This window comes from Streptococcus oralis, from assembly GCF_026782285.1.
In the GTDB taxonomy this organism is placed as follows: domain Bacteria; phylum Bacillota; class Bacilli; order Lactobacillales; family Streptococcaceae; genus Streptococcus; species Streptococcus oralis_CG.
In genome coordinates this window covers 79,456-101,461 of the sequence record NZ_JAKUWG010000002.1, presented here as the reverse complement: position 1 = coordinate 101,461, position 22,006 = coordinate 79,456, and the positions used below count along the sequence as shown (strand labels likewise).

Sequence of the window (22,006 nt, the reverse complement as noted above, 5' to 3'; positions counted from 1 at the left end):
AGAAGAAAAAATGACAGCAATTGATTTTACAGCAGAAGTAGAAAAACGCAAAGAAGACCTCTTGGCTGACTTGTTTAGCCTTTTGGAAATCAACTCAGAACGTGATGACAGCAAGGCGGATGCTGAGCATCCATTTGGACCTGGCCCAGTAAAAGCCTTGGAAAAATTCCTTGAAATCGCAGACCGTGATGGCTACCCAACTAAAAATGTTGACAACTACGCAGGACATTTTGAATTTGGTGATGGAGAAGAAGTTCTTGGAGTTTTTGCCCACATGGACGTGGTGCCTGCTGGTAGCGGTTGGGACACAGATCCTTACACACCAACTATCAAAGACGGTCGTCTTTATGCGCGCGGAGCTTCGGACGACAAGGGTCCTACAACAGCTTGTTACTATGGTTTGAAAATCATCAAGGAATTGGGCCTTCCAACTTCTAAGAAAGTTCGCTTCATCGTCGGAACAGATGAAGAATCAGGCTGGGCAGACATGGACTACTACTTTGAACATGTAGGACTTGCTAAACCAGACTTTGGTTTCTCACCAGATGCTGAATTTCCAATCATCAATGGTGAAAAAGGAAACATCACTGAATATCTTCACTTTGCAGGTGAAAATGCAGGCGCTGCCCGTCTTCACAGCTTCACAGGTGGATTGCGTGAAAACATGGTACCTGAATCAGCAACAGCAGTCGTTTCAGGTGTCTTGGATGACTTGCAAGCTAAACTAGATGCCTTTGTTGCAGAGCACAAACTTAGAGGAGAACTCCAAGAAGAAAACGGTCAGTACAAGGTGACCATCATTGGTAAATCAGCCCATGGTGCTATGCCTGCTTCAGGCGTCAATGGTGCGACCTACCTGGCCCTTTTCCTCAGTCAGTTTGACTTTACTGGGCCTGCAAAAGACTACCTTGACATCGCTGGTAAGATTCTCTTGAATGACCATGAAGGTGAAAATCTCAAGGTTGCTCATGTTGATGAAAAGATGGGTGCCCTTTCTATGAATGCCGGTGTCTTCCGCTTTGATGAAACAAGTGCTGACAATACCATTGCCCTCAACTTCCGTTATCCAAAAGGAACAAGCCCAGAACAAATCAAGTCAGTCCTTGAAAACTTGCCAGTTGCTTCTGTTAGCCTTTCTGAACACGGTCACACCCCTCACTATGTACCAATGGAAGATCCACTTGTGCAAACCTTGTTGAATGTCTATGAAAAACAAACTGGACTTCAAGGTCATGAACAAGTCATCGGTGGTGGTACCTTCGGTCGCTTGCTGGAACGTGGGGTTGCCTACGGTGCTATGTTCCCGGACTCAATCGATACCATGCACCAAGCCAACGAATTTATCGCCTTGGACGATCTCTTCCGAGCAGCAGCAATCTATGCTGAAGCTATTTATGAATTGATCAAATAAAACGATAGGAGTCTGAGATTTTATGCTTAGACTTCTTTTTGGAGGGAAAACAGATGTCTCAAATCGAAAGAATCAAGCAGGCCATTATGGTGGATCCACAGAATGCCAGCTACACAGAACGCGGAATCGAACCTCTCTTTGCGGCGCCAAAAACTGCTCGCATCAATATTGTCGGTCAGGCTCCTGGACTTAAAACACAAGAAGCTGGGATTTATTGGAAGGATAAGAGTGGCGACCGCTTGCGGGATTGGTTAGGTGTTGATGAAGACACCTTTTACAATTCAGGGTTGTTTGCAGTTATTCCTATGGACTTTTATTTCCCAGGACATGGGAAATCAGGCGACCTTCCCCCCCGTAAAGGCTTTGCCGAAAAATGGCACCCACAACTCCTCAAGGAATGTCCAAATATTCAATTAACTCTCTTGATTGGGCAATATGCTCAGGCCTATTATCTTCATGAGAAGGTTAGTGGCAAGGTGACAGAGCGAGTAAAACGCTACAAAGACTATTTGCCAGAGTATTTTCCTTTAGTTCACCCGTCACCACGAAATCAAATCTGGATGGCCAAAAATCCTTGGTTTGAGGTAGAAGTGGTGCCAGAATTGCAAGCACTGGTACAAAAGATTATTCATCAATAAAGGAGAAAAACTATGGATGCCTATCAACAAGTAGCTAATACCTTGCAAGAGTTGGGAATTACCTTTGATGTAGTGGAGCACCCGTCTGTATTTACGACGGAGCAGGCAGATAGCTATATTGAAGGAATGGAAGGAGTCCGGACTAAGTCCATGTTTTTGACCAATAGGAAGAAAACCCAGTACTATCTACTCATAATGGATGACAAGAAACGATTGGATATGGATGACTTTAAAGTTCAAGTGGGAGCCAATCGGATTCGCATGGCCTCATTGGACTCCTTGGCTGAGAAAATGAACCTACCAGCAGGAACAGTATCACCTTTTGGTTTGTTAAATAATGATGAAAAAGACATTCTAGTTTATTTTGATAAGGACATTGTATCGGAGGATATCATGACTTTCCATCCCAATACTAATGAAAAGACCATCTTTATTAAAACCCAAGACTTGTTCCGATTTTTAGAGTCGATTGGATTTACCTATGGGGTTTTAATCTTGCCTTAATGGCATCAAAAAGAAGAAATGATGAAAGAAATTGTTTTTGACAAATTTTACCAACTTTACCAGAAAGAGCCACTTTCTGTATTGGATGTGAGGGAAGTAGATGAATTTGAAGCCCTTCACTTAGAAGGAGTCCAGCTTCTTCCTCTTTCTGAGTTAGCGGATCGCTACCAAGAGTTGGAACTTGACCAACTCTATTATGTCATCTGTAAGTCGGGCATTCGTTCAGCTCGTGCTTGCCAGTTTTTAGAGGAGCATGGATACAAGGTCATCAATGTCCAAGGTGGAATGACGGCCTTTGAAAATCTTTAAAACTGTATGGCGATAGATCCTAATCTTCCCTTGCTCGGTTTCAACTGAGTGAGGGATTCTGTTTTTAGATAATTCTTATTTTTAAAAATATTGAAAACATTCAATGATTAATTTTGGATACTTTTTTCAGAGTCTTAATCATGGTATACTAGGTCAGTATTTTAGAAATATGAAGGAGATTTTTATGGCTAAAAAAGGTGCCCTAACAGGCTTGCTCCTGTTTGGAATATTTTTTGGTGCGGGAAACTTGATTTTTCCACCTTCTCTAGGTGCCCTATCTGGAGAACAGTTTCTTCCTGCCATCGCAGGTTTTGTCTTTTCAGGTGTCGGTATTGCCGTCTTGACACTTATTATTGGAACGCTAAACCCGAAAGGATACATTCACGAGATTTCTAAGAAAATCTCACCTTGGTTTGCAACTCTTTATCTTGCAGTCCTCTATCTATCGATTGGTCCCTTCTTTGCTATTCCGCGTACAGCTACAACAGCTTACGAAGTTGGGATTAGCCCCCTCTTGTCTGAAGCAAATAAAGGTCTAGGATTGATTATCTTTACTGTGCTGTATTTTGCAGCAGCCTATCTGATTTCACTCAATCCATCAAAGATTTTGGATCGAATCGGACGTATCTTAACGCCAGTTTTTGCCTTGTTGATCGTTATCTTGGTTGTACTGGGAGCTTTCAAATACGGTGGAACAAGTCCTCAAACTGCGTCAGCTGCTTATCAAGCTTCTGCCTTTGGTACAGGATTCCTAGAAGGTTATAATACCTTGGATGCCCTTGCTTCAGTTGCCTTTAGTGTGATTGCAGTTCAAACCTTGAAACAACTTGGATTCTCAAGTAAGAAAGAGTACATTTCAACTATTTGGGTTGTTGGTATTGTTGTTGCTCTTGCCTTTAGCGCTCTTTACATCGGTTTAGGTTTTCTTGGAAATCACTTCCCTGTACCAGCAGAAGCGATGAAGGGTGGAACACCAGGTGTTTATATTTTGTCACAAGCAACTCAGGAAATCTTTGGTTCAACAGCTCAACTCTTCCTTGCTGTTATGGTAACTGTAACCTGCTTCACAACGACAGTTGGCTTGATTGTGTCGACAGCAGAGTTCTTTAACGGACGTTTCCCACAAATCAGCTACAAGGTCTATGCAACTGCCTTTACCTTGATTGGATTTGCTATTGCCAACCTTGGTCTTGATGCAATCATTAAGTATTCAGTGCCAGTACTGGTAATCTTGTACCCAATCACCATCGCCATTGTGATGATCGTGATTGTTAATAAGTTTGTCGCCCTATCAAAACCGGGTATGCAATTGACAATTGCAGTCGTTACAGCTATTGCTCTTGCAAGTGTCCTTGGAAGTTCCTTTAAGATTGAGTTTCTAGCAAATCTTGTCAATGCTCTTCCGTTTGCAGCTGCCTCTCTACCATGGTTGGTGCCAGCTATTATTGGAATTTTGCTTTCCTTGGTTTTACCAAACAAGCAAGAAAGCGATGTTTTTGAAATGGAATAAAAAATAGAAATCACTTTTGTAAGTCAACTCTACAGGAGTGATTTTTCTTTTTTCCTCTCTACTGAAATGTGCTATAATAGGTAGCAAAAGAGGTGAAGAAATGAATCAAACTGTAAACTATATCAAAGAATTAACCGCTATTGCATCTCCGACGGGTTTTACTCGTGAGATTTCAGACTATCTAGTCCATACTTTAGAGAAACTTGGCTACCAGCCAGTTCGTACAGCCAAGGGTGGTGTTAATGTTACTATTAAAGGTCAAAATGATGACCAACAGCGCTATGTGACTGCCCATGTGGATACGCTGGGTGCTATTGTCCGTGCTGTCAAACCAGATGGCCGTCTCAAATTGGACCGTATCGGTGGTTTTCCTTGGAACATGATTGAAGGAGAAAACTGTACGGTTCATGTGGCTAGCACAGGTAAAAAGGTATCTGGAACCATCCTCATCCACCAGACTTCTTGCCATGTCTACAAGGATGCAGGAACTGCTGAACGCACTCAGGACAATATGGAAGTGCGTTTGGATGCAAAAGTGACCAATGAAAAAGAAACCCGCGCCTTGGGCATCGAGGTCGGTGATTTTATCAGCTTTGACCCGCGAACTGTTGTGACAGAGACTGGTTTTATCAAGTCCCGTCATTTGGATGACAAGGTCAGCGCAGCAATTTTGCTCAATCTTCTTCGAGTTTATAAAGAAGAAGGAATTAACTTGCCGATGACGACTCATTTTGCTTTTTCAGTCTTTGAAGAGGTTGGCCATGGTGCTAACTCCAATATTCCTGCTCAGGTAGTGGAATATCTGGCTGTAGATATGGGAGCTATGGGCGATGACCAGCAGACGGATGAATATACAGTGTCTATCTGTGTCAAGGACGCTTCAGGTCCTTATCACTATGACTTCCGTCAACACTTGGTAGCTTTGGCGAAGGAGCAAGATATTCCATTTAAATTGGATATCTATCCATTTTATGGTTCTGACGCTTCAGCGGCCATGTCTGCAGGAGCAGAGGTCAAACACGCCCTCCTTGGAGCTGGTATTGAGTCCAGTCACTCTTACGAACGAACACACATTGATTCGGTCGTGGCAACTGAGCGTATGGTCGACGCCTATCTTAGAAGTGAGTTGGTGGACTAATATGTGCTTAATTTGTCAAAGAATTGAATGGATCAAGGCAGGGGAAAATCCCTACTTTGTAAAAGAACTAGAAACAGGCTATGTTGTTATTGGAGACCACCAGTATTTTAAGGGCTATACCTTATTTCTAGCAAAAGAGCATGTCACAGAACTCCATCATATGGAGACTTCTGTAAAACTTCGTTTTCTAGAGGAAATGAGTTTGGTCCAAGAAGCAGTCGCCAAAACGTTTAAAGCTGAAAAGATGAACATCGAACTTCTAGGAAATGGAGATGCCCACGCTCACTGGCACCTCTTTCCAAGACGATCAGGTGATATGAAGGGTCATGGGCTTAATGGTCGTGGTCCAGTCTGGTGGGTGCCCTGGGAAGAAATGGCAGCAGAAGCTTACCAAGTGAAATCCCGTGAGTTGGAACAAATGATTAAAGCCTTATCCGATGAATTGGAGAAGCACTTGGCCTAAGAGAGGAAGAAAAAATGAAAAAAAGATACATTGTTTTATCTGGTTTGCTGGCAGTAACCCTAGCAGCATGTTCTCAAGAAAAACCTAAAAATGAAGAAAACACTCAAAAAACGGAACAAACTAGTCAACCTGAGGGAACTGTAGGAAGTAAATCCCAAGCTTCTAGTCAGAAAAAAGCAGAAGTTGTGAATAAGGGAGACCACTATAGTATCCAAGGGAAATATGATGAAATCGTCGTAGCCAATAAGCACTATCCTTTGTCAAAAGACTACAATCCAGGAGAAAATCCAACAGCTAAAGCAGAGTTGCTGAAACTCATTGCAGCAATGCAAGCAGCTGGCTACCCAATCAGCGATCATTACAGTGGTTTTAGAAGTTATGAAACTCAAACCAAGCTTTATCAAGACTATGTGAATCAAGACGGGAAGGAAGCGGCAGATCGCTACTCAGCTCGTCCTGGATACAGTGAACACCAGACAGGCCTTGCTTTTGACCTTATCGGGACAGATGGTGATTTAGTTACTGAAGAAAAGGCAGCCCAGTGGCTCTTGGATCATGCGGCTGACTATGGCTTTGTTGTTCGCTATCTCAAAGGCAAGGAAAAAGAGACTGGCTACATGGCGGAAGAATGGCATCTTCGCTACGTTGGAAAAGAAGCCAAAGAAATTGCTGCAAGTGGCCTTAGTTTGGAAGAATACTATGGCTTTGAAGGCGGAGATTATGTCGATTAAAAAAGTAATTTTTCTCTTGCATTTTTAGATAAATAGTGTATAATAGATGGGTATGTGTAAAGCATACTTGTGGGAGGTAAAAATCTCTAATTACCGCCAAAACCACAAAGGAGGATTTAAAAATGGCTAAAAAAGTCGAAAAACTTGTAAAATTGCAAATCCCTGCGGGTAAAGCTACACCAGCTCCACCAGTTGGACCTGCTCTTGGTCAAGCTGGTATCAACATCATGGGATTCACAAAAGAGTTCAACGCTCGTACAGCTGACCAAGCTGGTATGATCATTCCAGTTGTTATCTCAGTATACGAAGACAAATCATTTACTTTCGTTACAAAAACACCACCAGCTGCTGTTCTTTTGAAAAAAGCTGCAGGTGTTGAAAAAGGATCAGGTACACCTAACAAAACTAAAGTTGCTACAGTTACTCGTGCACAAGTACAAGAAATTGCAGAAACTAAGATGCCAGATTTGAACGCAGCAAACATTGAGTCTGCAATGCGTATGATCGAAGGTACTGCTCGTTCTATGGGATTCACTGTTGTTGACTAATCAATAACACAGTAGAAAATCTCACAGCAGTCTATTAGTTGCTTTTCATACTAGGCAAGTGACTGAGGCTTGTACTTAGGTACAGCAAAGGAACTTAACGAAGTAGGAAAAGGAAAATAATAGACTGAAAACCCGCAAGACTTCATCATTTCGAGGAGTGACGTGGGAGATGAAAATCGATTGAACCACTTACAAGGAGAATAGAAAATGGCTAAAAAAAGCAAACAACTTCGTGCTGCTCTTGAGAAAATCGACAGCACAAAAGCATACAGTGTAGAAGAAGCTGTAGCACTTGCAAAAGAAACTAACTTTGCAAAATTTGACGCAACTGTAGAAGTTGCTTACAACTTGAACATCGACGTAAAAAAAGCTGACCAACAAATCCGTGGCGCAATGGTATTGCCAAACGGTACTGGTAAAACTTCACGCGTTCTTGTTTTCGCACGTGGTGCAAAGGCTGAAGAAGCAAAAGCTGCTGGTGCAGACTTTGTTGGTGAAGATGACCTTGTTGCAAAAATCAACGACGGTTGGTTGGACTTCGACGTAGTTATCGCTACACCTGACATGATGGCTCTTGTTGGACGTCTAGGACGTGTCCTTGGACCACGTAACTTGATGCCAAACCCTAAAACTGGTACTGTAACAATGGATGTTGCTAAAGCAGTTGAAGAGTCTAAAGGTGGTAAAATCACTTACCGTGCTGACCGTGCAGGTAACGTTCAAGCGATCATCGGTAAAGTATCATTTGAAGCTGAAAAATTGGTTGAAAACTTTAAAGCTTTCAACGAAACAATCCAAAAAGCAAAACCAGCTACAGCTAAAGGAACTTACGTAACAAACTTGACTATCACAACTACTCAAGGTGTTGGTATCAAGGTTGACGTGAACTCACTTTAATCAACTAAAATCTCTGGCTTCGGTCAGAGTTTTTTTATTCAAATCTAACAACAAAGGATTGGAGGAAATAAAATTGTTGAGAGAAGCTGTACAGGAGGATTTATTTGAGTTATTAAATCTCTACCTGTCCTTACATGAGAAAGAAATCCCAGAAGATAGTCTTCATTTGCAGCAAGTATGGAGTGAGATGATTTCTGACCAGCGCCATCATGTTATCGTGAAGGAAGTGGAAGGAAGAATAGTCTCCTCCTGTATTTGTGTCATCATTCCCAACTTGACAAGAGGTGTGAGACCCTATGCTTTGATAGAAAATGTGGTGACCCGAGAAGAAGATAGAGGGAAAGGGTATGCAAGTTCCTGTCTTGAATATGCTAAACAAATAGCTAAAGAGGAAAATTGTTATAAGATGATGCTTCTGACAGGTTCTAAAAATGCAAGTACTCAGAATTTTTATAAAGGAGCTGATTATAATAGTGAAGATAAAACAGCCTATATTCAGTGGTTGGATTAAAGTTTGAATCTTAAATCAGCAAGACGAAATCTTCTATTTCTTCTTTCACAGAAAATATGGTATAATAGAGAGTAAAAACTTTGAAAGAAAGAAAAAGATGAATTTAAAAGATTATATCGCAACGATTGAAAATTATCCTAAGGAAGGTATTACCTTCCGTGATATCAGCCCTTTGATGGCAGATGGTAATGCTTATAGCTATGCTGTTCGTGAAATCGTTCAGTATGCAACAGACAAGAAGATCGACATGATTGTGGGACCAGAAGCTCGTGGATTTATTGTCGGCTGTCCTGTTGCCTTTGAGTTGGGGATTGGATTTGCTCCTGTTCGTAAACCAGGGAAATTGCCACGTGAAGTGATTTCTGCTGACTATGAAAAAGAATATGGTATTGATACCTTGACCATGCATGCTGATGCGATCAAACCAGGTCAACGCGTTCTCATCGTAGATGACCTCTTGGCGACAGGTGGAACAGTTAAAGCGACCATTGAAATGATCGAAAGACTCGGTGGAGTTGTAGCAGGTTGTGCTTTCTTGATTGAACTAGATGAGCTTAAAGGCCGTGAAAAAATCGGAGATTACGATTACAAGGTACTTATGCATTATTAATGAAAAACAGTCCTTGGGGCTGTTTTCTCTTCATCTGCTATATAAACAAACTATAGCTAGTTAGAGAAAAACTATAATTGAAAACTATATCTTCATACAGTATAATAAAGGGAAGAAGTATTTGGAGGTTTTTACTTTCAAACAGACAACATCATTCCCGAAATAGAGAACTGTTAGGAGGGTATTATGCCGATTCGAATTGATAAAAAATTACCAGCTGTGGAGATTCTAAGGACAGAAAATATCTTTGTTATGGACGATCAACGAGCTGCACACCAAGATATTCGACCTTTGAAGATTTTGATTCTAAATCTTATGCCTCAAAAGATTGTGACAGAAACGCAGCTCTTACGGCATTTGGCCAATACGCCCCTACAGTTAGATATTGATTTCTTGTATATGGAGACGCATCGTTCAAAGACAACTCGTGCCGAACATATGGAAACCTTCTATAAGACCTTTCGAGAGGTCAAGGATGACTTTTTTGATGGAATGATTATCACAGGAGCACCAGTGGAGCATTTGCCTTTTGAAGAGGTAGATTACTGGGAGGAATTCAAGCAGGTCATCGAATGGTCCAAGACGCATGTTTTTTCAACCCTGCACATCTGTTGGGGAGCACAAGCAGGTCTTTATGCTCGCTATGGAGTTGAAAAGCACCAGATGGATCGGAAACTATCAGGTATTTACCCGCAGGATACCTTGAAAGAGGGCCATCTTCTCTTTAGAGGTTTTGATGATAGCTATGTGGCTCCCCATTCTCGTCATACAGAAATCTATAAGGAAGAGATTTTAGGAAAAACCAATCTGGAAATCCTCTCTGAGGGAGAACAAGTCGGAGTTTCTATTTTAGCCAGTCGGGATCTTCGTGAAATTTATAGTTTTGGTCATTTAGAATATGACCGTGATACTCTAGCAAAAGAGTATTTTCGTGATTGTGAGGCAGGACTTAATCCTCACATTCCAGAAAATTACTTCAAAAATGATGATGTGAATGAGACACCGTGTCTCTGTTGGTCTTCATCAGCTGCTCTCTTTTTCAATAACTGGGTTAACTATGCAGTTTATCAAGAAACCCCTTTTGACTGGAGAAAGGTAGAGGATGATGCGGCTGCATTTGGATATTTATAAGAGGAATTATGACATATTTCGACGCTTTCAAATCAGGGAACTTGGTTTTGCCAAGTGCCCTGCTCTTGCATTTTAAGGAACTCTTTCCTTCTAGTGATGATTTTCTCGTCTGGCAATTTTTCTATCTACAAAATACATCTGCTTTGGATGAGCTATCGCCAAGCCAAATTGCAGAAACTATTGGAAAAGAACTTGCAGATGTCAACCAATCCATTTCAAACTTGACTGAAAATGGGCTACTACAATATCGAACGATTGAACTAAATGGGGAAATTGAGCTGATTTTTGATGCTAGTTTAGCCTTTGAACGCTTGGATAATTTGTTGGACAGTCAGACTCCAGCTGCAACTACCCCAAATCCACAAAATCAATTGAAGGATTTGGTGGAAACCTTCCAGCAGGAATTGGGACGCTTGCTAACGCCGTTTGAAATCGAAGATCTTTCCAAGACTGTCAAAGAAGATGGTATCAAGGCGGATTTGATCAAAGAAGCTCTTCGAGAGGCTGTTCTAAATGGCAAGCCAAACTGGAAATATATTCAGGCCATCCTTCGGAATTGGCGTCATGAAGGTATCCAGTCTGTGGCTCAGGTGGAGGCCAAACGAGCTGAGAGAGAAGCAAACAATCCTAAACAAGTTCAGGCTTCGGCTGATTTCCTTGATGCCATGAATTTGTGGCAAGAGTAGCCGATTGAAAAATCTTGTAAATTAGAGTAAGATTTGCAAGCTCCTTATAAATATGATAAAATAATAGAAAATAAAATGAAAAAAGAGGTATGTGAAATGTCACGTAAACCATTTATCGCTGGTAACTGGAAAATGAACAAAAATCCAGAAGAAGCAAAAGCATTCGTTGAAGCCGTTGCCTCAAAACTTCCTTCATCAGATCTTGTTGAAGCAGGTATCGCAGCTCCAGCTCTTGATTTGACAGCTGTTCTTGCTGCTGCTAAAGGTTCAAGCCTTAAAGTTGCTGCTCAAAACTGCTACTTTGAAAATGCAGGTGCTTTCACTGGTGAAACAAGCCCACAAGTTTTGAAAGAAATCGGTACTGACTACGTTGTTATCGGTCACTCAGAACGCCGTGACTACTTCCATGAAACTGACGAAGATATCAACAAAAAAGCTAAAGCAATCTTTGCAAACGGTATGCTTCCAATCATCTGTTGTGGTGAGTCACTTGAAACTTACGAAGCTGGTAAAGCTGCTGAATTCGTAGGTGCTCAAGTATCTGCTGCATTGGCTGGATTGACAGCTGAGCAAGTTGCTGCATCAGTTATCGCTTATGAGCCAATCTGGGCTATCGGTACTGGTAAATCAGCTTCACAAGACGATGCACAAAAAATGTGTAAAGTTGTTCGTGACGTTGTAGCTGCAGACTTCGGTCAAGAAGTTGCGGACAAAGTTCGTGTTCAATACGGTGGTTCAGTTAAACCTGAGAACGTTGCTTCATACATGGCTTGCCCAGACGTTGACGGTGCCCTTGTTGGTGGTGCGTCACTTGAAGCTGAAAGCTTCTTGGCATTGCTTGACTTTGTAAAATAATCTAGTTTTTTCCAGACAGACAGTCAAAAGTATCAGGTAACTTTGACTGCCTGTCTTGTTTTTACTTGGAGTATTCTTGTGAAAGAGGAATTTTTCCGACTAGGGAAGTTCCTTAGGGAAGGAAAGGCGTGCGGATGCGCGCTCTTTTCTGTATCAAAAGGTTATGAAAGGGGGAGTTATGCTCTATATTTGGTCTTATTTGAAAAGATATCCCAAGTGGTTATTCTTGGATTTCTTTGGAGCGGTTTTCTTTGTTATCGTCAATCTTGGATTGCCAACTGTTCTGGCTCGGATGATTGATGAAGGTGTGAATAAAGGGAATGAACATCAATTGTATGTTTGGGCGGCAATCATGCTGGTGATTATCCTATGTGGAACCTTGGGGCGTATAGTCTTAGCCTATGCTGCTAGTAAGCTGACGACCAATATGGTTAAGGATATGAGGGATGATCTCTATGCCAAATTACAAGAGTATTCTCATCATGAATATGAAAAGATTGGAGTATCTTCACTGGTTACTCGTATTACCAGTGATGCCTTTGTTCTCATGCAATTTGCAGAACAGACCTTAAAACTGGGTGTCATCACTCCCATGATGATGCTGTCTAGTATTTTAATGATCTTTTTGACCAGCCCGTCATTAGCTTGGATAGTGGCTTTTGCAATACCTTTCTTGGCTGTGGTGGTCATTTATGTTGCTGTTAAAACTCGTCCTTTATCAGAGAAACAGCAGAAAACTTTGGACAAAATCAATCAATACGCTCGTGAAAATCTGATGGGGCTTCGTGTCATTCGTGCCTTTGCCCGTGAGGAGTTTCAAGAGGAACGCTTTGCAGGACAAAATACAGTCTATGCAGCTAATTCCAATCGTCTGTTTAAACTAACTGGCTTGACAGAACCCTTGTTTGTTCAGATTATCATTGCCATGATTGTGGCTATTGTCTGGTTCGCTCTGGATCCTATCAAACAAGGTTCTCTGCAAATTGGGGACCTGGTAGCCTTTATCGAATATAGTTTCCACGCTCTCTTGTCCTTCCTTTTCCTATCCAATCTCTTCACCATGTACCCTCGTACAGCCGTTTCGAGTGAACGTTTGAAAGAAGTCATGGATATGCCGATTTCTATTGATCCAAATGAAGGAGGCGTCAGAGAGACAGCAACCCACGGCTATTTGGAATTTGAAAATGTCACTTTTGCCTATCCTGGCGAGACGGAAAATCCTGTTTTGCATAATATTTCTTTCAGTGCTAAACCAGGTGAAACCATTGCCTTTATCGGATCGACCGGATCTGGAAAGTCCTCTCTTGTGCAATTGATTCCTCGTTTTTACGATGTCACGCTTGGTAAAATCAAGGTTGATGGTGTTGATGTGAGGGATTACCGCCTCAAGTCTCTCCGTCAAAAGATTGGTTTTATCCCGCAGAAGGCCTTGCTCTTTACAGGAACTATCGCTGAAAATATCCGCTATGGGAAGGAAGATGCTAGTCACAAAGACCTACATCAGGCAGCGGACGTTGCGCAAGCCAAAGATTTTATTGAAAGCCGAGAAGAAGGCTTTGCGACTCATCTAGCTGAAGGCGGAAGCAATCTTTCTGGAGGACAGAAACAACGTCTATCAATTGCCCGAGCGGTTATAAAGAATCCTGATATCTATATTTTTGACGATTCTTTCTCAGCCTTGGATTATCGTACGGATGCTATTTTACGTCGTCGTCTCAAGGAAGTCACACAGAATGCAACGGTTTTAATTGTTGCTCAACGTGTCGGAACCATCATGGATGCTGACCAGATCATCGTTCTTGATAAGGGAGAGATCGTGGGTCGCGGTCGCCATGAGGAATTAATGGAAACCAATGATATCTATCGTGAGATTGCTGAGTCGCAGTTGAAAAATGCATCTCTAACAGAAGAATAGGAGGAAATATGAAAACACAATCTAGTTTGGCTCGTTTGTGGAGCTATTTGAAAGCCTACCGTTTTTCTGTCTTTTTTGCAGTCTTTCTAAAAGTTTTGAGTGTGGTCATGAGTGTCTTGGAGCCTTTTGTCTTGGGGCTGGCCATTACGGAGTTGACAAAGAATCTCTTAGATATGGCTAAGGGCCTTTCAGGTGCTAGCATCAATACAGCCTACATCGGAACTTTTTTAATCATTTACCTCTTTAGAGGACTCTTGTATGAACTTGGGTCTTATTATTCCAACTATTTCATGACCAATGCGGTCCAGTCTATGACTCAGGATCTGCGAAATGAAATGACCGAGAAAATCAATCGTATCCCAGTATCTTTCTTTGACAAACACCAATTTGGCGATTTATTGGGGCGCTTTACCAGTGACGTTGAGACAGTGTCCAACGCTCTTCAACAGTCTTTCCTCCAAATTGTCAATGCTGTTCTGACGATTGTCCTCGTCATGGGAATGGTTTTATACTTGAACTTCCAACTGGCTATAGTGGTGATTCTATCCATTCCACTGACCTATTTTGGTGCTAGAAGTATCCTGAAACGTTCTCAGCCTTATTTTAAAGAACAGGCAGCTATTTTAGGACGGATGAATGGCTATGTGCAGGAAAATCTTACAGGTTTTAATGTCTTGAAACTCTACGGTCGTGAGGAAACTTCTCATAAAGAATTTTCTAAGATTACAGACGATCTCCAACGTGTTGGTTTTAAAGCAAGCTTTATCTCTGGGCTCATGATGCCAGCCCTTCATGCTGTATCGGACTTGACCTATCTGATCGTTGCGGTTCTTGGTGGTTTGCAAGTGATTGCGGGTCGTTTGACAGTGGGGAATATGCAGGCCTTTGTTCAGTACGTTTGGCAGGTCAGCCAGCCTATCCAAAACATCACCCAACTTGCGGGTCAAATGCAGAGTGCCAAGTCTTCGCTAGACCGTATCTTCGACATCTTGGATGAAACAGAGGAAGTCAAGGGAGAAGAACTCGAAATCCTTGAACCCTTAACGGGTCAGGTGACCTTCCAACATGTTGACTTCCAGTATGTTGAAAACAAACCATTGATACGAGACTTTAATCTAGAAGTTCAACCGGGAGAGATGGTGGCGATTGTTGGTCCTACTGGAGCTGGTAAAACGACCTTGATCAATCTGCTTATGCGTTTTTACGATGTCACAGCAGGCGCAATCTTGGTTGACGGGCAGGATATTCGCCAGTTGTCACGTCAAGACTATCGCCGTCAGTTTGGGATGGTCTTGCAGGATGCTTGGCTTTATGAAGGTACTATCAAAGAAAACCTACGTTTTGGAAATCTTGACGCCAGTGACGAGGAAATAATAGAAGCTGCCAAAGCGGCAAATGTAGACCACTTTATCCGAACGCTTCCTGGTGGTTACAACATGGAGATGAACCAAGAGTCGAGCAATATTTCCCTCGGGCAGAAACAACTCTTAACCATCGCGCGTGCTCTCTTAGCTAATCCTAAAATTCTCATTCTGGATGAAGCGACTTCCTCTGTTGACACCCGTTTGGAACTCTTGATTCAAAAAGCCATGAAACGCTTGATGAAGGGAAGAACCAGCTTTGTCATCGCCCACCGCCTCTCTACCATTCAAGAAGCGGATAAGATTCTCGTTCTTAAGGATGGGCAGATAATTGAACAGGGAAATCATGAAAGCCTCTTGGCTGCAAAAGGATTTTATTATGACCTTTATCAAAGCCAATTCTCTCGGAAAGACACTGAAAATAACTAAAAAGATATCTGCTCATTTTCTTAAATTATCAGTCTATTGCAACTTTTTTAATATGGGTTAATTTTCTTGCTTTTGTCTACTAGGTGTAGTATACTGAGATAGTAATCAATAAATATGGTTGCAAAAATAATATTATGAGGTGAGAAAAATGGTAGAATTGAAAAAAGATGCATTAAAAGACGTAACAACATTATCTAAAACAGCGCCAGTAGCACTGGCAAAAACAAAGGAAGTATTGAACCAAGCAGTAGCGGACTTGTATGTGGCTCACATTGCCCTTCACCAAGTTCACTGGTATATGCGTGGCCGTGGCTTCTTGGTATGGCATCCAAAAATGGATGAATACATGGATAGCCTTGATGGTTATCTTGACGAAATCAGCGAACGTTTGATCACCCTTGGTGGAAAACCTTACTCAACTTTGACAGAGTTCCTTCAACACAGTGAAATCGAAGAAGAAGAAGGAGAATTCCGTAACGTTGAAGAAAGCTTGGAACGTGTTCTAGCGATTTATCGCTACCTCATCGCTCTTTTCCAAAAAGCTTTGGATGTGACTGATGAAGAAGGCGATGATGTTACAAACGATATCTTTGTTGGTGCTAAGGCTGAACTTGAGAAAACAGTTTGGATGCTTGCAGCAGAACTTGGACAAGCTCCTGGTTTGTAAAATATAGTTGCTACCCCTTTTATCATGAGGTACCTGATAAGTGCCCATGACCAATCATCTTTTAAAAGTCATGTAACTGTAAACAGTTGCATGATTTTTTTGTTTGCTGGACTTAGGACACATTGTCAAAAGTAGGATTTTACGGTATAATAGTTGCTGTTCAATAACATATGAATTTTAAAGAATAATTGTTAGTTTAAGGAGGACTTATGAACAACTTACCAAATTGCCCAAAATGTAATTCAGAATATGTCTACGAAGACGGAAGTCTCTTGGTCTGCCCAGAGTGTGCCTATGAATGGAACCCTGCAGAAGTTGCAGAAGTAGAAGAAGGTGTTGTTGCTATTGATGCCAATGGAAATAAATTGGCTGACGGCGATACTGTAACCTTAATCAAGGACTTGAAAGTAAAAGGTGCGCCAAAGGATTTGAAACAAGGAACTCGTGTTAAAAATATCCGTATTGTAGAAGGTGACCACAACATCGACTGTAAGATTGATGGTTTTGGAGCTATGAAACTCAAATCAGAATTTGTTAAGAAAATCTAGCCATGAAACTGAACTACAAATTTATCTTTTATAGTCGTGTCCTCTTGTTCTTAGCGGCATTTACAGGGGTTTATTTAGAAATTACCAAGCACGGTGGCTTTGGTATGCTCCTTTACTACACAGTGTTGTCCAATCTTTTGGTAACGATTTTCACGGGTTATCTGCTCCGTGTGATGAGCCGTTCAGGTGAAAATTGGCAAAGTCCGACCTTGCTTCGTCTCAAGGGTGGCGTTACCATGAGTATCATGATTACCTGTGTGATTTACCATTTTATGCTTGCTCCGATCGCGACAGACTTTTACCGTGTGGAAAATTTCCTTTGCCACTATATCGTTCCACTCTGGTTTTTAGCCGACACCCTCTTCTTTGATAAACGGGGTCAATACAAGATCTGGGATCCAGTCTTGTGGACCATCTTGCCCTTGGTTTATATGATTTTTGCCTTGTTTAATGGCTTGGTCTTAAAACTCAATATTCCGAATTCCAAGGACAATCCCTTCCCTTATTTCTTTTTAAATGTGAACAAGGGTTGGGACGTGGTTATCAAATGGTGTTTGATCATTTTTGCGGCCTATATGGTTGCAGGCTTCATCTTCTATCTGATCAAGCAAATCAAGCGAAAATAGTCTTCCTATTAGGAAAGTTAGGACGGAGTCTCTAGTTCAATCGGGCTCCTTCTTTTCTTGCCATCTTCCTTTTAAAAGGATCAACAGTGAGAAATATACAGAAAGAAAATTCATGAAACAATATTTAGAACGGGCTAGTATTTTGGCCCTCTCCCTCGTTTTGATTACCTCCTTTTCTATTTCAAGCGCTCTGCCAGCCATGTTTGACTACTATCAAGGCTACCCCAAAGAACAAATCGAGCTCCTGGTCAGTCTTCCTTCTTTTGGAATCATGATTATGCTGGTTTTAAATGGGTTTTTGGAGCGGTTATTTCCTGAGCGACTTCAGATTAGTCTAGGTCTTCTCATCCTTTCTATCGGGGGGACAGCCCCTTTCTGGTATCAGGAGTACAACTTTGTCTTTGCGATGCGGATTTTATTTGGCTTGGGTGTTGGGATGATCAATGCCAAGGCCATTTCCATCATCAGTGAACGCTATCATGGAAAGACACGGATCCAGATGTTGGGGCTTCGCGGATCAGCAGAAGTTGTCGGGGCGTCGATTTTGACTCTAGTGGTCGGTCAACTCTTATCCTTGGGATGGACAGTGACCTTCTTGGCCTACAGTGCGGGATTTTTAGTATTGATCCTTTATCTGCTCTTTGTCCCTTATGGGAAAGAAAAGAAAGAAACAAAGAAAAAAGAGACCGAAACGACTCGTTTGACAGGAAAGATGAAAGGATTAATTTTTCTATTGGCTGTCGAAGCAGCAGTTGTTGTCTGCACCAACACAGCTATCACCATTCGTATTCCTAGTCTGATGGTGGAAAGAGGTCTAGGGGATGCCCAGTTATCGAGCTTGGTCTTAAGTATTATGCAGTTGATTGGTATCTTGGCAGGTGTGAGTTTTTCTTTCTTTATCTCTCTATTTAAAGAAAGATTGCTCCTTTGGTCAGGTATCACCTTTGGATTGGGGCAGATTGTGATTGCCTTGTCTCCGTCATTGGGTGTGATGGTAGTTGGAAGTGTTGTGGCAGGTTTTTCCTACAGTGTGGCCTTGACCACTGTCTTTCAGCTTCTTTCTGAAAGAATCCCAGCCAAGCTCCTTAATCAGGCAACATCTTTTGCAGTGCTAGGATGCAGCTTTGGAGCCTTTACGACACCTTTCATTCTTGGGGCGATTGGCTTGGTGACTCAAAATGGTATGTTGGTCTTCACCATTTTAGGATGTTGGTTGATTGTCACTTCTATCTTTGTTATGTACGCACTTCAAAAGAGAGCTTAGGAATGATTCCTAGCTTTTTCTTTATTATTTCTGTACCCAGACAATTTCCTTTCTTTGAACTTGTTTGCAGGATTATTTCTTGATAAAATAAGACTTATGACAAGATATAAAGCAATTATTTCCTATGACGGCTATGCCTTTGCTGGCTTTCAGCGTCAGCCCCATGCGCGGAGCGTTCAGGAGGAAATCGAAAAAACTTTAACGAGACTTAATAAAGGGCAAGCCATCACTGTTCATGGTGCTGGTAGGACGGATAGTGGGGTCCATGCTCTGGGACAGGTTATTCATTTTGATCTGCCCTATCAGATGGATGAGGAAAAACTCCGTTTTGCTTTGGATACCCAGTCTCCAGAAGATATCGATGTGATTTCGATTGAGATTGTGGCGGATGATTTTCATTGCCGTTATGCAAAACATAGCAAGACCTATGAGTTTATCGTGGATAGGGGGCGCCCCAAAAATCCTATGCGCCGTCACTACGCTACTCACTTTCCTTATCCACTCGATGTAGAACGGATGCAGGCGGCCATCAAAAAGCTAGAGGGAACCCATGATTTCACTGGTTTTACAGCGTCTGGAACCAGTGTAGAGGACAAGGTTCGCACCATCACAGAAGCAAGTCTAACAGTCGATAAGACAGGGCAGTTTTTGACCTTTACCTTTTCAGGAAATGGTTTCTTGTATAAGCAGATTCGCAATATGGTGGGGACGCTGCTCAAAATCGGAAACAACCGCATGCCAGTTGAGCAGATTGACTTGATTTTGGAGAAGAAGGACAGGCAACTTGCAGGTCCCACGGCTGCACCGAATGGCTTGTATTTAAAGGAGATTCGTTATGAAGAATAATCGCATTTTAGCCCTTTCTGGGAATGATATTTTTAGTGGTGGTGGTTTATCAGCTGATTTGGCCACCTATACCTTAAATGGTTTGCATGGCTTTGTAGCAGTGACTTGTTTGACGGCTGTGACAGAAAAGGGTTTTGAAGTCTTTCAAACTGATGACGTTATTTTCCAACATGAGTTGAATAGCTTGCATGATGTGGAGTTTGCGGGGATTAAGATTGGTCTTCTCCCTACTGTCAGTGTGGCTGAGAAAGCCTTGGACTTTATCAAACAACGATCAGGAGTACCTGTGGTGTTAGACCCTGTCTTGGTCTGCAAGGAAACGCACGACGTGGCTGTGAGTGAACTCTGCCAAGAGTTGATTCGCTTTTTCCCTCATGTCAGTGTGATTACGCCAAATCTTCCTGAAGCAGAATTATTGGCTGGTCAGGAGATTAAAACCTTGGAAGATATGAAGGCTGCAGCGCAGAAATTGCATGAATTAGGAGCGCCAGCGGTCATTATCAAGGGAGGCAATCGCCTTAGCCAGAACAAGGCTGTGGATGTCTTTTATGATGGGCAAACCTTCACTGTCCTAGAAAATCCCGTTATCCAAGGCCAAAATGCTGGTGCAGGTTGTACCTTTGCCTCAAGCATTGCCAGTCACTTGGTTAAAGGTGATAAACTTTTACCAGCAGTAGAGAGCTCTAAGGCTTTCGTTTACCGTGCTATTGCACAAGCAGATCAATATGGAGTAAGACAATATGAAGCAAACCAAAACAACTAAAATCGCCCTTGTATCTCTTTTGACAGCCCTTTCTGTGGTTCTAGGTTATTTCTTAAAAATCCCAACACCAACAGGCATTCTAACTCTCTTAGATGCGGGTGTCTTCTTTGCAGCCTTCTACTTTGGTAGTCGTGAAGGGGCTGTCGTTGGAGGACTAGCAGGTTTCTTGATTGACCTCTTATCAGGCTATCCACAGTGGATGTTCTTTAGCTTGGTAAACCATGGCTTGCAGGGATTTTTCGCAGGATTTAAAGGGAAATCTCAGTGGCTAGGCCTTATCTTAGCAACTATTGTCATGGTAGGAGGCTACGCCTTGGGTTCAACTTTGATGAATGGCTGGGCAGCAGCCCTACCAGAAATCCTACCAAACTTCCTGCAAAATATCGTGGGAATGGTTGTAGGGTTTGTGCTTAGTCAGAGTATTAAGAAAATTAAGTAAAGCGGCTGGAGAAAAGTTCTAAAAATCAGAAAAACGCATAATATCAGTTGTTGAAAAACCTTGATATTATGCGTTTTATTGTGGGAAGATTTTCGAAGAATATTAATCAAAATAAAGCAAGTCTTTGCTGGTGCTTGTAAAGAGGTCAAAGCCATCCTTGGTAACGACACCGCAGTCTTCGATACGGACACCGACTTTACCAGGGATATAGATACCTGGTTCAACAGAGAAGCACATGCCTTCTTCGATGACCATGTCATTTCCTTCCATGATAGATGGGAATTCATGGACATCCATACCGATACCATGACCGAGACGGTGGTTGAAGTATTCACCGTAACCAGTTTTTTCGATGACTTCACGGGCAGCGCGATCCACTTCATGTGCAGTCACACCTGGCTTGATAAAGTCAAGAGCAGCTTGTTGGGCTTCAAGGGTCAAGTTGTAGATATCTTTTTTGAATTGGTCTGGTTTGCCGACAGCGACCGTACGAGTCATATCTGAGGCGTAGCCATTAACCATAACACCGAGGTCAAAGAGGAGAAGGGCGTCCTTTTCAACTTTGTTTGCACCAGGAATTCCGTGCGGATTTGCGGCATTATCACCAGTCAAGACCATGGTATCAAAGCTCATTTCATAGCCTTCACGTTTCATGGCAAAGTCGATTTGCGCAATGATATCTGTCTCAGTCTTATCAAGAGAAATATTGTCAAAACCAACCTTAACAGCCTTATCAGCATAGATACCTGCGACCATCATTTTTTGCACTTCATCAGCTGATTTGATGAGGCGCATGCGTTGGATGCGAGGAGTGAGGTTTTCAAACTCAGCAGTTTCAAAGACTGTTTTCAAGCCATGGTATTTGGTCAAGATGAGATTATCAAACTCAACAGCGACACGTTTGAAGTCGTGCTGAGGCAAAGCGTTTTTGATTTTTTGCCATGGATTTTCAGAATCCACATAGCCCACAACTGGGAAGGAAACGGTGCTACTTGCACGTTCTACTTCGAGAGCTGGGACAAAGAGGAGAGGTTCCCGGTCCGCTAGGATAAAGAGGAACATTTGGCGTTCATGAGGATCACTGTAAAAGCCAGTGAGGTAATTGATAGTGACGGGGTCAGATACGACAGCGACGTCTAGTTTTTCTGATTCAAGATATGTTACGATTTGTTGTAATTTAGACATATGCTACCTTCTTTCTACCCC

General features: G+C 42.1%; 25 protein-coding genes. 24 read left to right on the top strand and 1 reads right to left on the bottom strand.

Features of this window, described 5'->3' with window-relative positions; translation table 11 throughout:
- Window positions 1-10: 10 nt before the first annotated feature.
- The 24 genes from pepV to MK403_RS01495 all read left to right on the top strand — a co-directional run bounded on the left by pepV (window position 11) and on the right by MK403_RS01495 (window position 20,800).
- Window positions 11-1,411 carry a dipeptidase PepV gene (gene pepV / locus MK403_RS01610; RefSeq protein WP_268708749.1) on the top strand — a complete coding sequence of 467 codons (1,401 nt, stop codon included), beginning with the start codon at window positions 11-13 and terminating at the stop codon, window positions 1,409-1,411.
- A 53-nt stretch (window positions 1,412-1,464) separates the two neighbouring features.
- Entirely contained in the window at window positions 1,465-2,049 is a 585-nt protein-coding gene (locus MK403_RS01605) for a uracil-DNA glycosylase family protein (protein WP_268708748.1), read from the top strand.
- Between the two features lie 12 nt (window positions 2,050-2,061).
- Window positions 2,062-2,553: a prolyl-tRNA synthetase associated domain-containing protein gene (locus tag MK403_RS01600; protein WP_125449218.1), complete on the top strand. Its 492-nt coding sequence runs from the start codon at window positions 2,062-2,064 to the stop codon at window positions 2,551-2,553.
- 21 nt (window positions 2,554-2,574) lie between these two features.
- Window positions 2,575-2,862, top strand: a complete 288-nt coding sequence (locus MK403_RS01595; protein ID WP_125449216.1) for a rhodanese-like domain-containing protein — start codon at window positions 2,575-2,577, stop codon at window positions 2,860-2,862.
- A gap of 184 nt (window positions 2,863-3,046) precedes the next feature.
- Window positions 3,047-4,372 (top strand): branched-chain amino acid transport system II carrier protein, encoded by a 1,326-nt coding sequence (gene brnQ, locus MK403_RS01590; protein WP_268708747.1) that lies wholly within the window; start codon window positions 3,047-3,049, stop codon window positions 4,370-4,372.
- Window positions 4,373-4,472: 100 nt separating this feature from the next.
- Window positions 4,473-5,510 carry a M42 family metallopeptidase gene (locus MK403_RS01585; RefSeq protein ID WP_268708746.1) on the top strand — a complete coding sequence of 346 codons (1,038 nt, stop codon included), beginning with the start codon at window positions 4,473-4,475 and terminating at the stop codon, window positions 5,508-5,510.
- 1 nt (window position 5,511) lies between these two features.
- A complete protein-coding gene (locus tag MK403_RS01580; RefSeq protein ID WP_268708745.1) occupies window positions 5,512-5,973 on the top strand; it encodes an HIT family protein in 462 nt (153 codons plus the stop codon).
- 14 nt (window positions 5,974-5,987) lie between these two features.
- The gene (ldcB, locus tag MK403_RS01575) at window positions 5,988-6,704 is read left to right on the top strand and encodes an LD-carboxypeptidase LdcB/DacB (RefSeq protein WP_268708744.1); all 717 of its coding nucleotides are present in this window, start codon (window positions 5,988-5,990) and stop codon (window positions 6,702-6,704) included.
- A 122-nt stretch (window positions 6,705-6,826) separates the two neighbouring features.
- Window positions 6,827-7,252, top strand: coding sequence for a 50S ribosomal protein L11 (gene rplK, locus MK403_RS01570; protein WP_001085808.1), 426 nt, complete (start codon window positions 6,827-6,829; stop codon window positions 7,250-7,252).
- 207 nt (window positions 7,253-7,459) lie between these two features.
- Window positions 7,460-8,149 (top strand): 50S ribosomal protein L1, encoded by a 690-nt coding sequence (gene rplA / locus MK403_RS01565; RefSeq protein WP_001085675.1) that lies wholly within the window; start codon window positions 7,460-7,462, stop codon window positions 8,147-8,149.
- Window positions 8,150-8,222: 73 nt separating this feature from the next.
- Window positions 8,223-8,660, top strand: a complete 438-nt coding sequence (locus MK403_RS01560; protein ID WP_268708743.1) for a GNAT family N-acetyltransferase — start codon at window positions 8,223-8,225, stop codon at window positions 8,658-8,660.
- 97 nt (window positions 8,661-8,757) lie between these two features.
- Complete coding sequence (locus tag MK403_RS01555; RefSeq protein WP_001049316.1) at window positions 8,758-9,270, top strand: adenine phosphoribosyltransferase; 513 nt, start codon at window positions 8,758-8,760, stop codon at window positions 9,268-9,270.
- A gap of 186 nt (window positions 9,271-9,456) precedes the next feature.
- Entirely contained in the window at window positions 9,457-10,401 is a 945-nt protein-coding gene (metA, locus tag MK403_RS01550) for a homoserine O-acetyltransferase MetA (protein WP_268708742.1), read from the top strand.
- 8 nt (window positions 10,402-10,409) lie between these two features.
- Window positions 10,410-11,087, top strand: coding sequence for a DnaD domain-containing protein (locus MK403_RS01545; RefSeq protein WP_268708741.1), 678 nt, complete (start codon window positions 10,410-10,412; stop codon window positions 11,085-11,087).
- A gap of 96 nt (window positions 11,088-11,183) precedes the next feature.
- Window positions 11,184-11,942 carry a triose-phosphate isomerase gene (gene tpiA / locus MK403_RS01540; RefSeq protein WP_268708740.1) on the top strand — a complete coding sequence of 253 codons (759 nt, stop codon included), beginning with the start codon at window positions 11,184-11,186 and terminating at the stop codon, window positions 11,940-11,942.
- Window positions 11,943-12,120: 178 nt separating this feature from the next.
- On the top strand, window positions 12,121-13,857 hold the full coding sequence (locus tag MK403_RS01535) for an ABC transporter ATP-binding protein (protein WP_268708739.1): 1,737 nt from the start codon (window positions 12,121-12,123) through the stop codon (window positions 13,855-13,857).
- A gap of 8 nt (window positions 13,858-13,865) precedes the next feature.
- Window positions 13,866-15,647 (top strand): ABC transporter ATP-binding protein, encoded by a 1,782-nt coding sequence (locus MK403_RS01530; RefSeq protein WP_268708738.1) that lies wholly within the window; start codon window positions 13,866-13,868, stop codon window positions 15,645-15,647.
- 148 nt (window positions 15,648-15,795) lie between these two features.
- Complete coding sequence (locus tag MK403_RS01525; protein WP_038804896.1) at window positions 15,796-16,314, top strand: Dps family protein; 519 nt, start codon at window positions 15,796-15,798, stop codon at window positions 16,312-16,314.
- Window positions 16,315-16,523: 209 nt separating this feature from the next.
- Window positions 16,524-16,862 (top strand): zinc ribbon domain-containing protein YjdM, encoded by a 339-nt coding sequence (locus tag MK403_RS01520; RefSeq protein ID WP_001061600.1) that lies wholly within the window; start codon window positions 16,524-16,526, stop codon window positions 16,860-16,862.
- A 2-nt stretch (window positions 16,863-16,864) separates the two neighbouring features.
- On the top strand, window positions 16,865-17,488 hold the full coding sequence (locus MK403_RS01515) for a Pr6Pr family membrane protein (protein WP_000775204.1): 624 nt from the start codon (window positions 16,865-16,867) through the stop codon (window positions 17,486-17,488).
- A gap of 112 nt (window positions 17,489-17,600) precedes the next feature.
- Window positions 17,601-18,752: an MFS transporter gene (locus tag MK403_RS01510; RefSeq protein ID WP_000816259.1), complete on the top strand. Its 1,152-nt coding sequence runs from the start codon at window positions 17,601-17,603 to the stop codon at window positions 18,750-18,752.
- A gap of 96 nt (window positions 18,753-18,848) precedes the next feature.
- The gene (gene truA, locus MK403_RS01505) at window positions 18,849-19,598 is read left to right on the top strand and encodes a tRNA pseudouridine(38-40) synthase TruA (RefSeq protein ID WP_268708737.1); all 750 of its coding nucleotides are present in this window, start codon (window positions 18,849-18,851) and stop codon (window positions 19,596-19,598) included.
- Window positions 19,588-20,361, top strand: a complete 774-nt coding sequence (locus MK403_RS01500; RefSeq protein ID WP_268708736.1) for a bifunctional hydroxymethylpyrimidine kinase/phosphomethylpyrimidine kinase — start codon at window positions 19,588-19,590, stop codon at window positions 20,359-20,361. Before truA ends, MK403_RS01500 begins: the two co-directional genes overlap by 11 nt.
- Entirely contained in the window at window positions 20,339-20,800 is a 462-nt protein-coding gene (locus MK403_RS01495) for an ECF transporter S component (RefSeq protein WP_261085890.1), read from the top strand. Before MK403_RS01500 ends, MK403_RS01495 begins: the two co-directional genes overlap by 23 nt.
- 102 nt (window positions 20,801-20,902) lie before the next feature.
- Here the strand turns inward: MK403_RS01495 and MK403_RS01490 are convergent, their stop codons facing one another.
- A complete protein-coding gene (locus MK403_RS01490; RefSeq protein WP_268708735.1) occupies window positions 20,903-21,985 on the bottom strand; it encodes a M24 family metallopeptidase in 1,083 nt (360 codons plus the stop codon).
- Window positions 21,986-22,006 lie beyond the last annotated feature (21 nt).

Coding starts and splice junctions, on each gene's coding strand:
- MK403_RS01515 (WP_000775204.1), top strand. CDS start 16,865: ATGAAACTGAACTACAAATTTATCTTTTATAGTCGTGTCCTCTTGTTC.
- MK403_RS01510 (WP_000816259.1), top strand. CDS start 17,601: ATGAAACAATATTTAGAACGGGCTAGTATTTTGGCCCTCTCCCTCGTT.
- pepV (WP_268708749.1), top strand. CDS start 11: ATGACAGCAATTGATTTTACAGCAGAAGTAGAAAAACGCAAAGAAGAC.
- MK403_RS01525 (WP_038804896.1), top strand. CDS start 15,796: ATGGTAGAATTGAAAAAAGATGCATTAAAAGACGTAACAACATTATCT.
- ldcB (WP_268708744.1), top strand. CDS start 5,988: ATGAAAAAAAGATACATTGTTTTATCTGGTTTGCTGGCAGTAACCCTA.
- MK403_RS01605 (WP_268708748.1), top strand. CDS start 1,465: ATGTCTCAAATCGAAAGAATCAAGCAGGCCATTATGGTGGATCCACAG.
- truA (WP_268708737.1), top strand. CDS start 18,849: ATGACAAGATATAAAGCAATTATTTCCTATGACGGCTATGCCTTTGCT.
- MK403_RS01555 (WP_001049316.1), top strand. CDS start 8,758: ATGAATTTAAAAGATTATATCGCAACGATTGAAAATTATCCTAAGGAA.
- MK403_RS01490 (WP_268708735.1), bottom strand. CDS start 21,985: ATGTCTAAATTACAACAAATCGTAACATATCTTGAATCAGAAAAACTA.
- brnQ (WP_268708747.1), top strand. CDS start 3,047: ATGGCTAAAAAAGGTGCCCTAACAGGCTTGCTCCTGTTTGGAATATTT.
- rplA (WP_001085675.1), top strand. CDS start 7,460: ATGGCTAAAAAAAGCAAACAACTTCGTGCTGCTCTTGAGAAAATCGAC.
- MK403_RS01600 (WP_125449218.1), top strand. CDS start 2,062: ATGGATGCCTATCAACAAGTAGCTAATACCTTGCAAGAGTTGGGAATT.
- tpiA (WP_268708740.1), top strand. CDS start 11,184: ATGTCACGTAAACCATTTATCGCTGGTAACTGGAAAATGAACAAAAAT.
- MK403_RS01585 (WP_268708746.1), top strand. CDS start 4,473: ATGAATCAAACTGTAAACTATATCAAAGAATTAACCGCTATTGCATCT.
- MK403_RS01495 (WP_261085890.1), top strand. CDS start 20,339: ATGAAGCAAACCAAAACAACTAAAATCGCCCTTGTATCTCTTTTGACA.
- rplK (WP_001085808.1), top strand. CDS start 6,827: ATGGCTAAAAAAGTCGAAAAACTTGTAAAATTGCAAATCCCTGCGGGT.
- MK403_RS01545 (WP_268708741.1), top strand. CDS start 10,410: ATGACATATTTCGACGCTTTCAAATCAGGGAACTTGGTTTTGCCAAGT.
- MK403_RS01580 (WP_268708745.1), top strand. CDS start 5,512: ATGTGCTTAATTTGTCAAAGAATTGAATGGATCAAGGCAGGGGAAAAT.
- MK403_RS01535 (WP_268708739.1), top strand. CDS start 12,121: ATGCTCTATATTTGGTCTTATTTGAAAAGATATCCCAAGTGGTTATTC.
- metA (WP_268708742.1), top strand. CDS start 9,457: ATGCCGATTCGAATTGATAAAAAATTACCAGCTGTGGAGATTCTAAGG.
- MK403_RS01500 (WP_268708736.1), top strand. CDS start 19,588: ATGAAGAATAATCGCATTTTAGCCCTTTCTGGGAATGATATTTTTAGT.
- MK403_RS01530 (WP_268708738.1), top strand. CDS start 13,866: ATGAAAACACAATCTAGTTTGGCTCGTTTGTGGAGCTATTTGAAAGCC.
- MK403_RS01520 (WP_001061600.1), top strand. CDS start 16,524: ATGAACAACTTACCAAATTGCCCAAAATGTAATTCAGAATATGTCTAC.
- MK403_RS01595 (WP_125449216.1), top strand. CDS start 2,575: ATGAAAGAAATTGTTTTTGACAAATTTTACCAACTTTACCAGAAAGAG.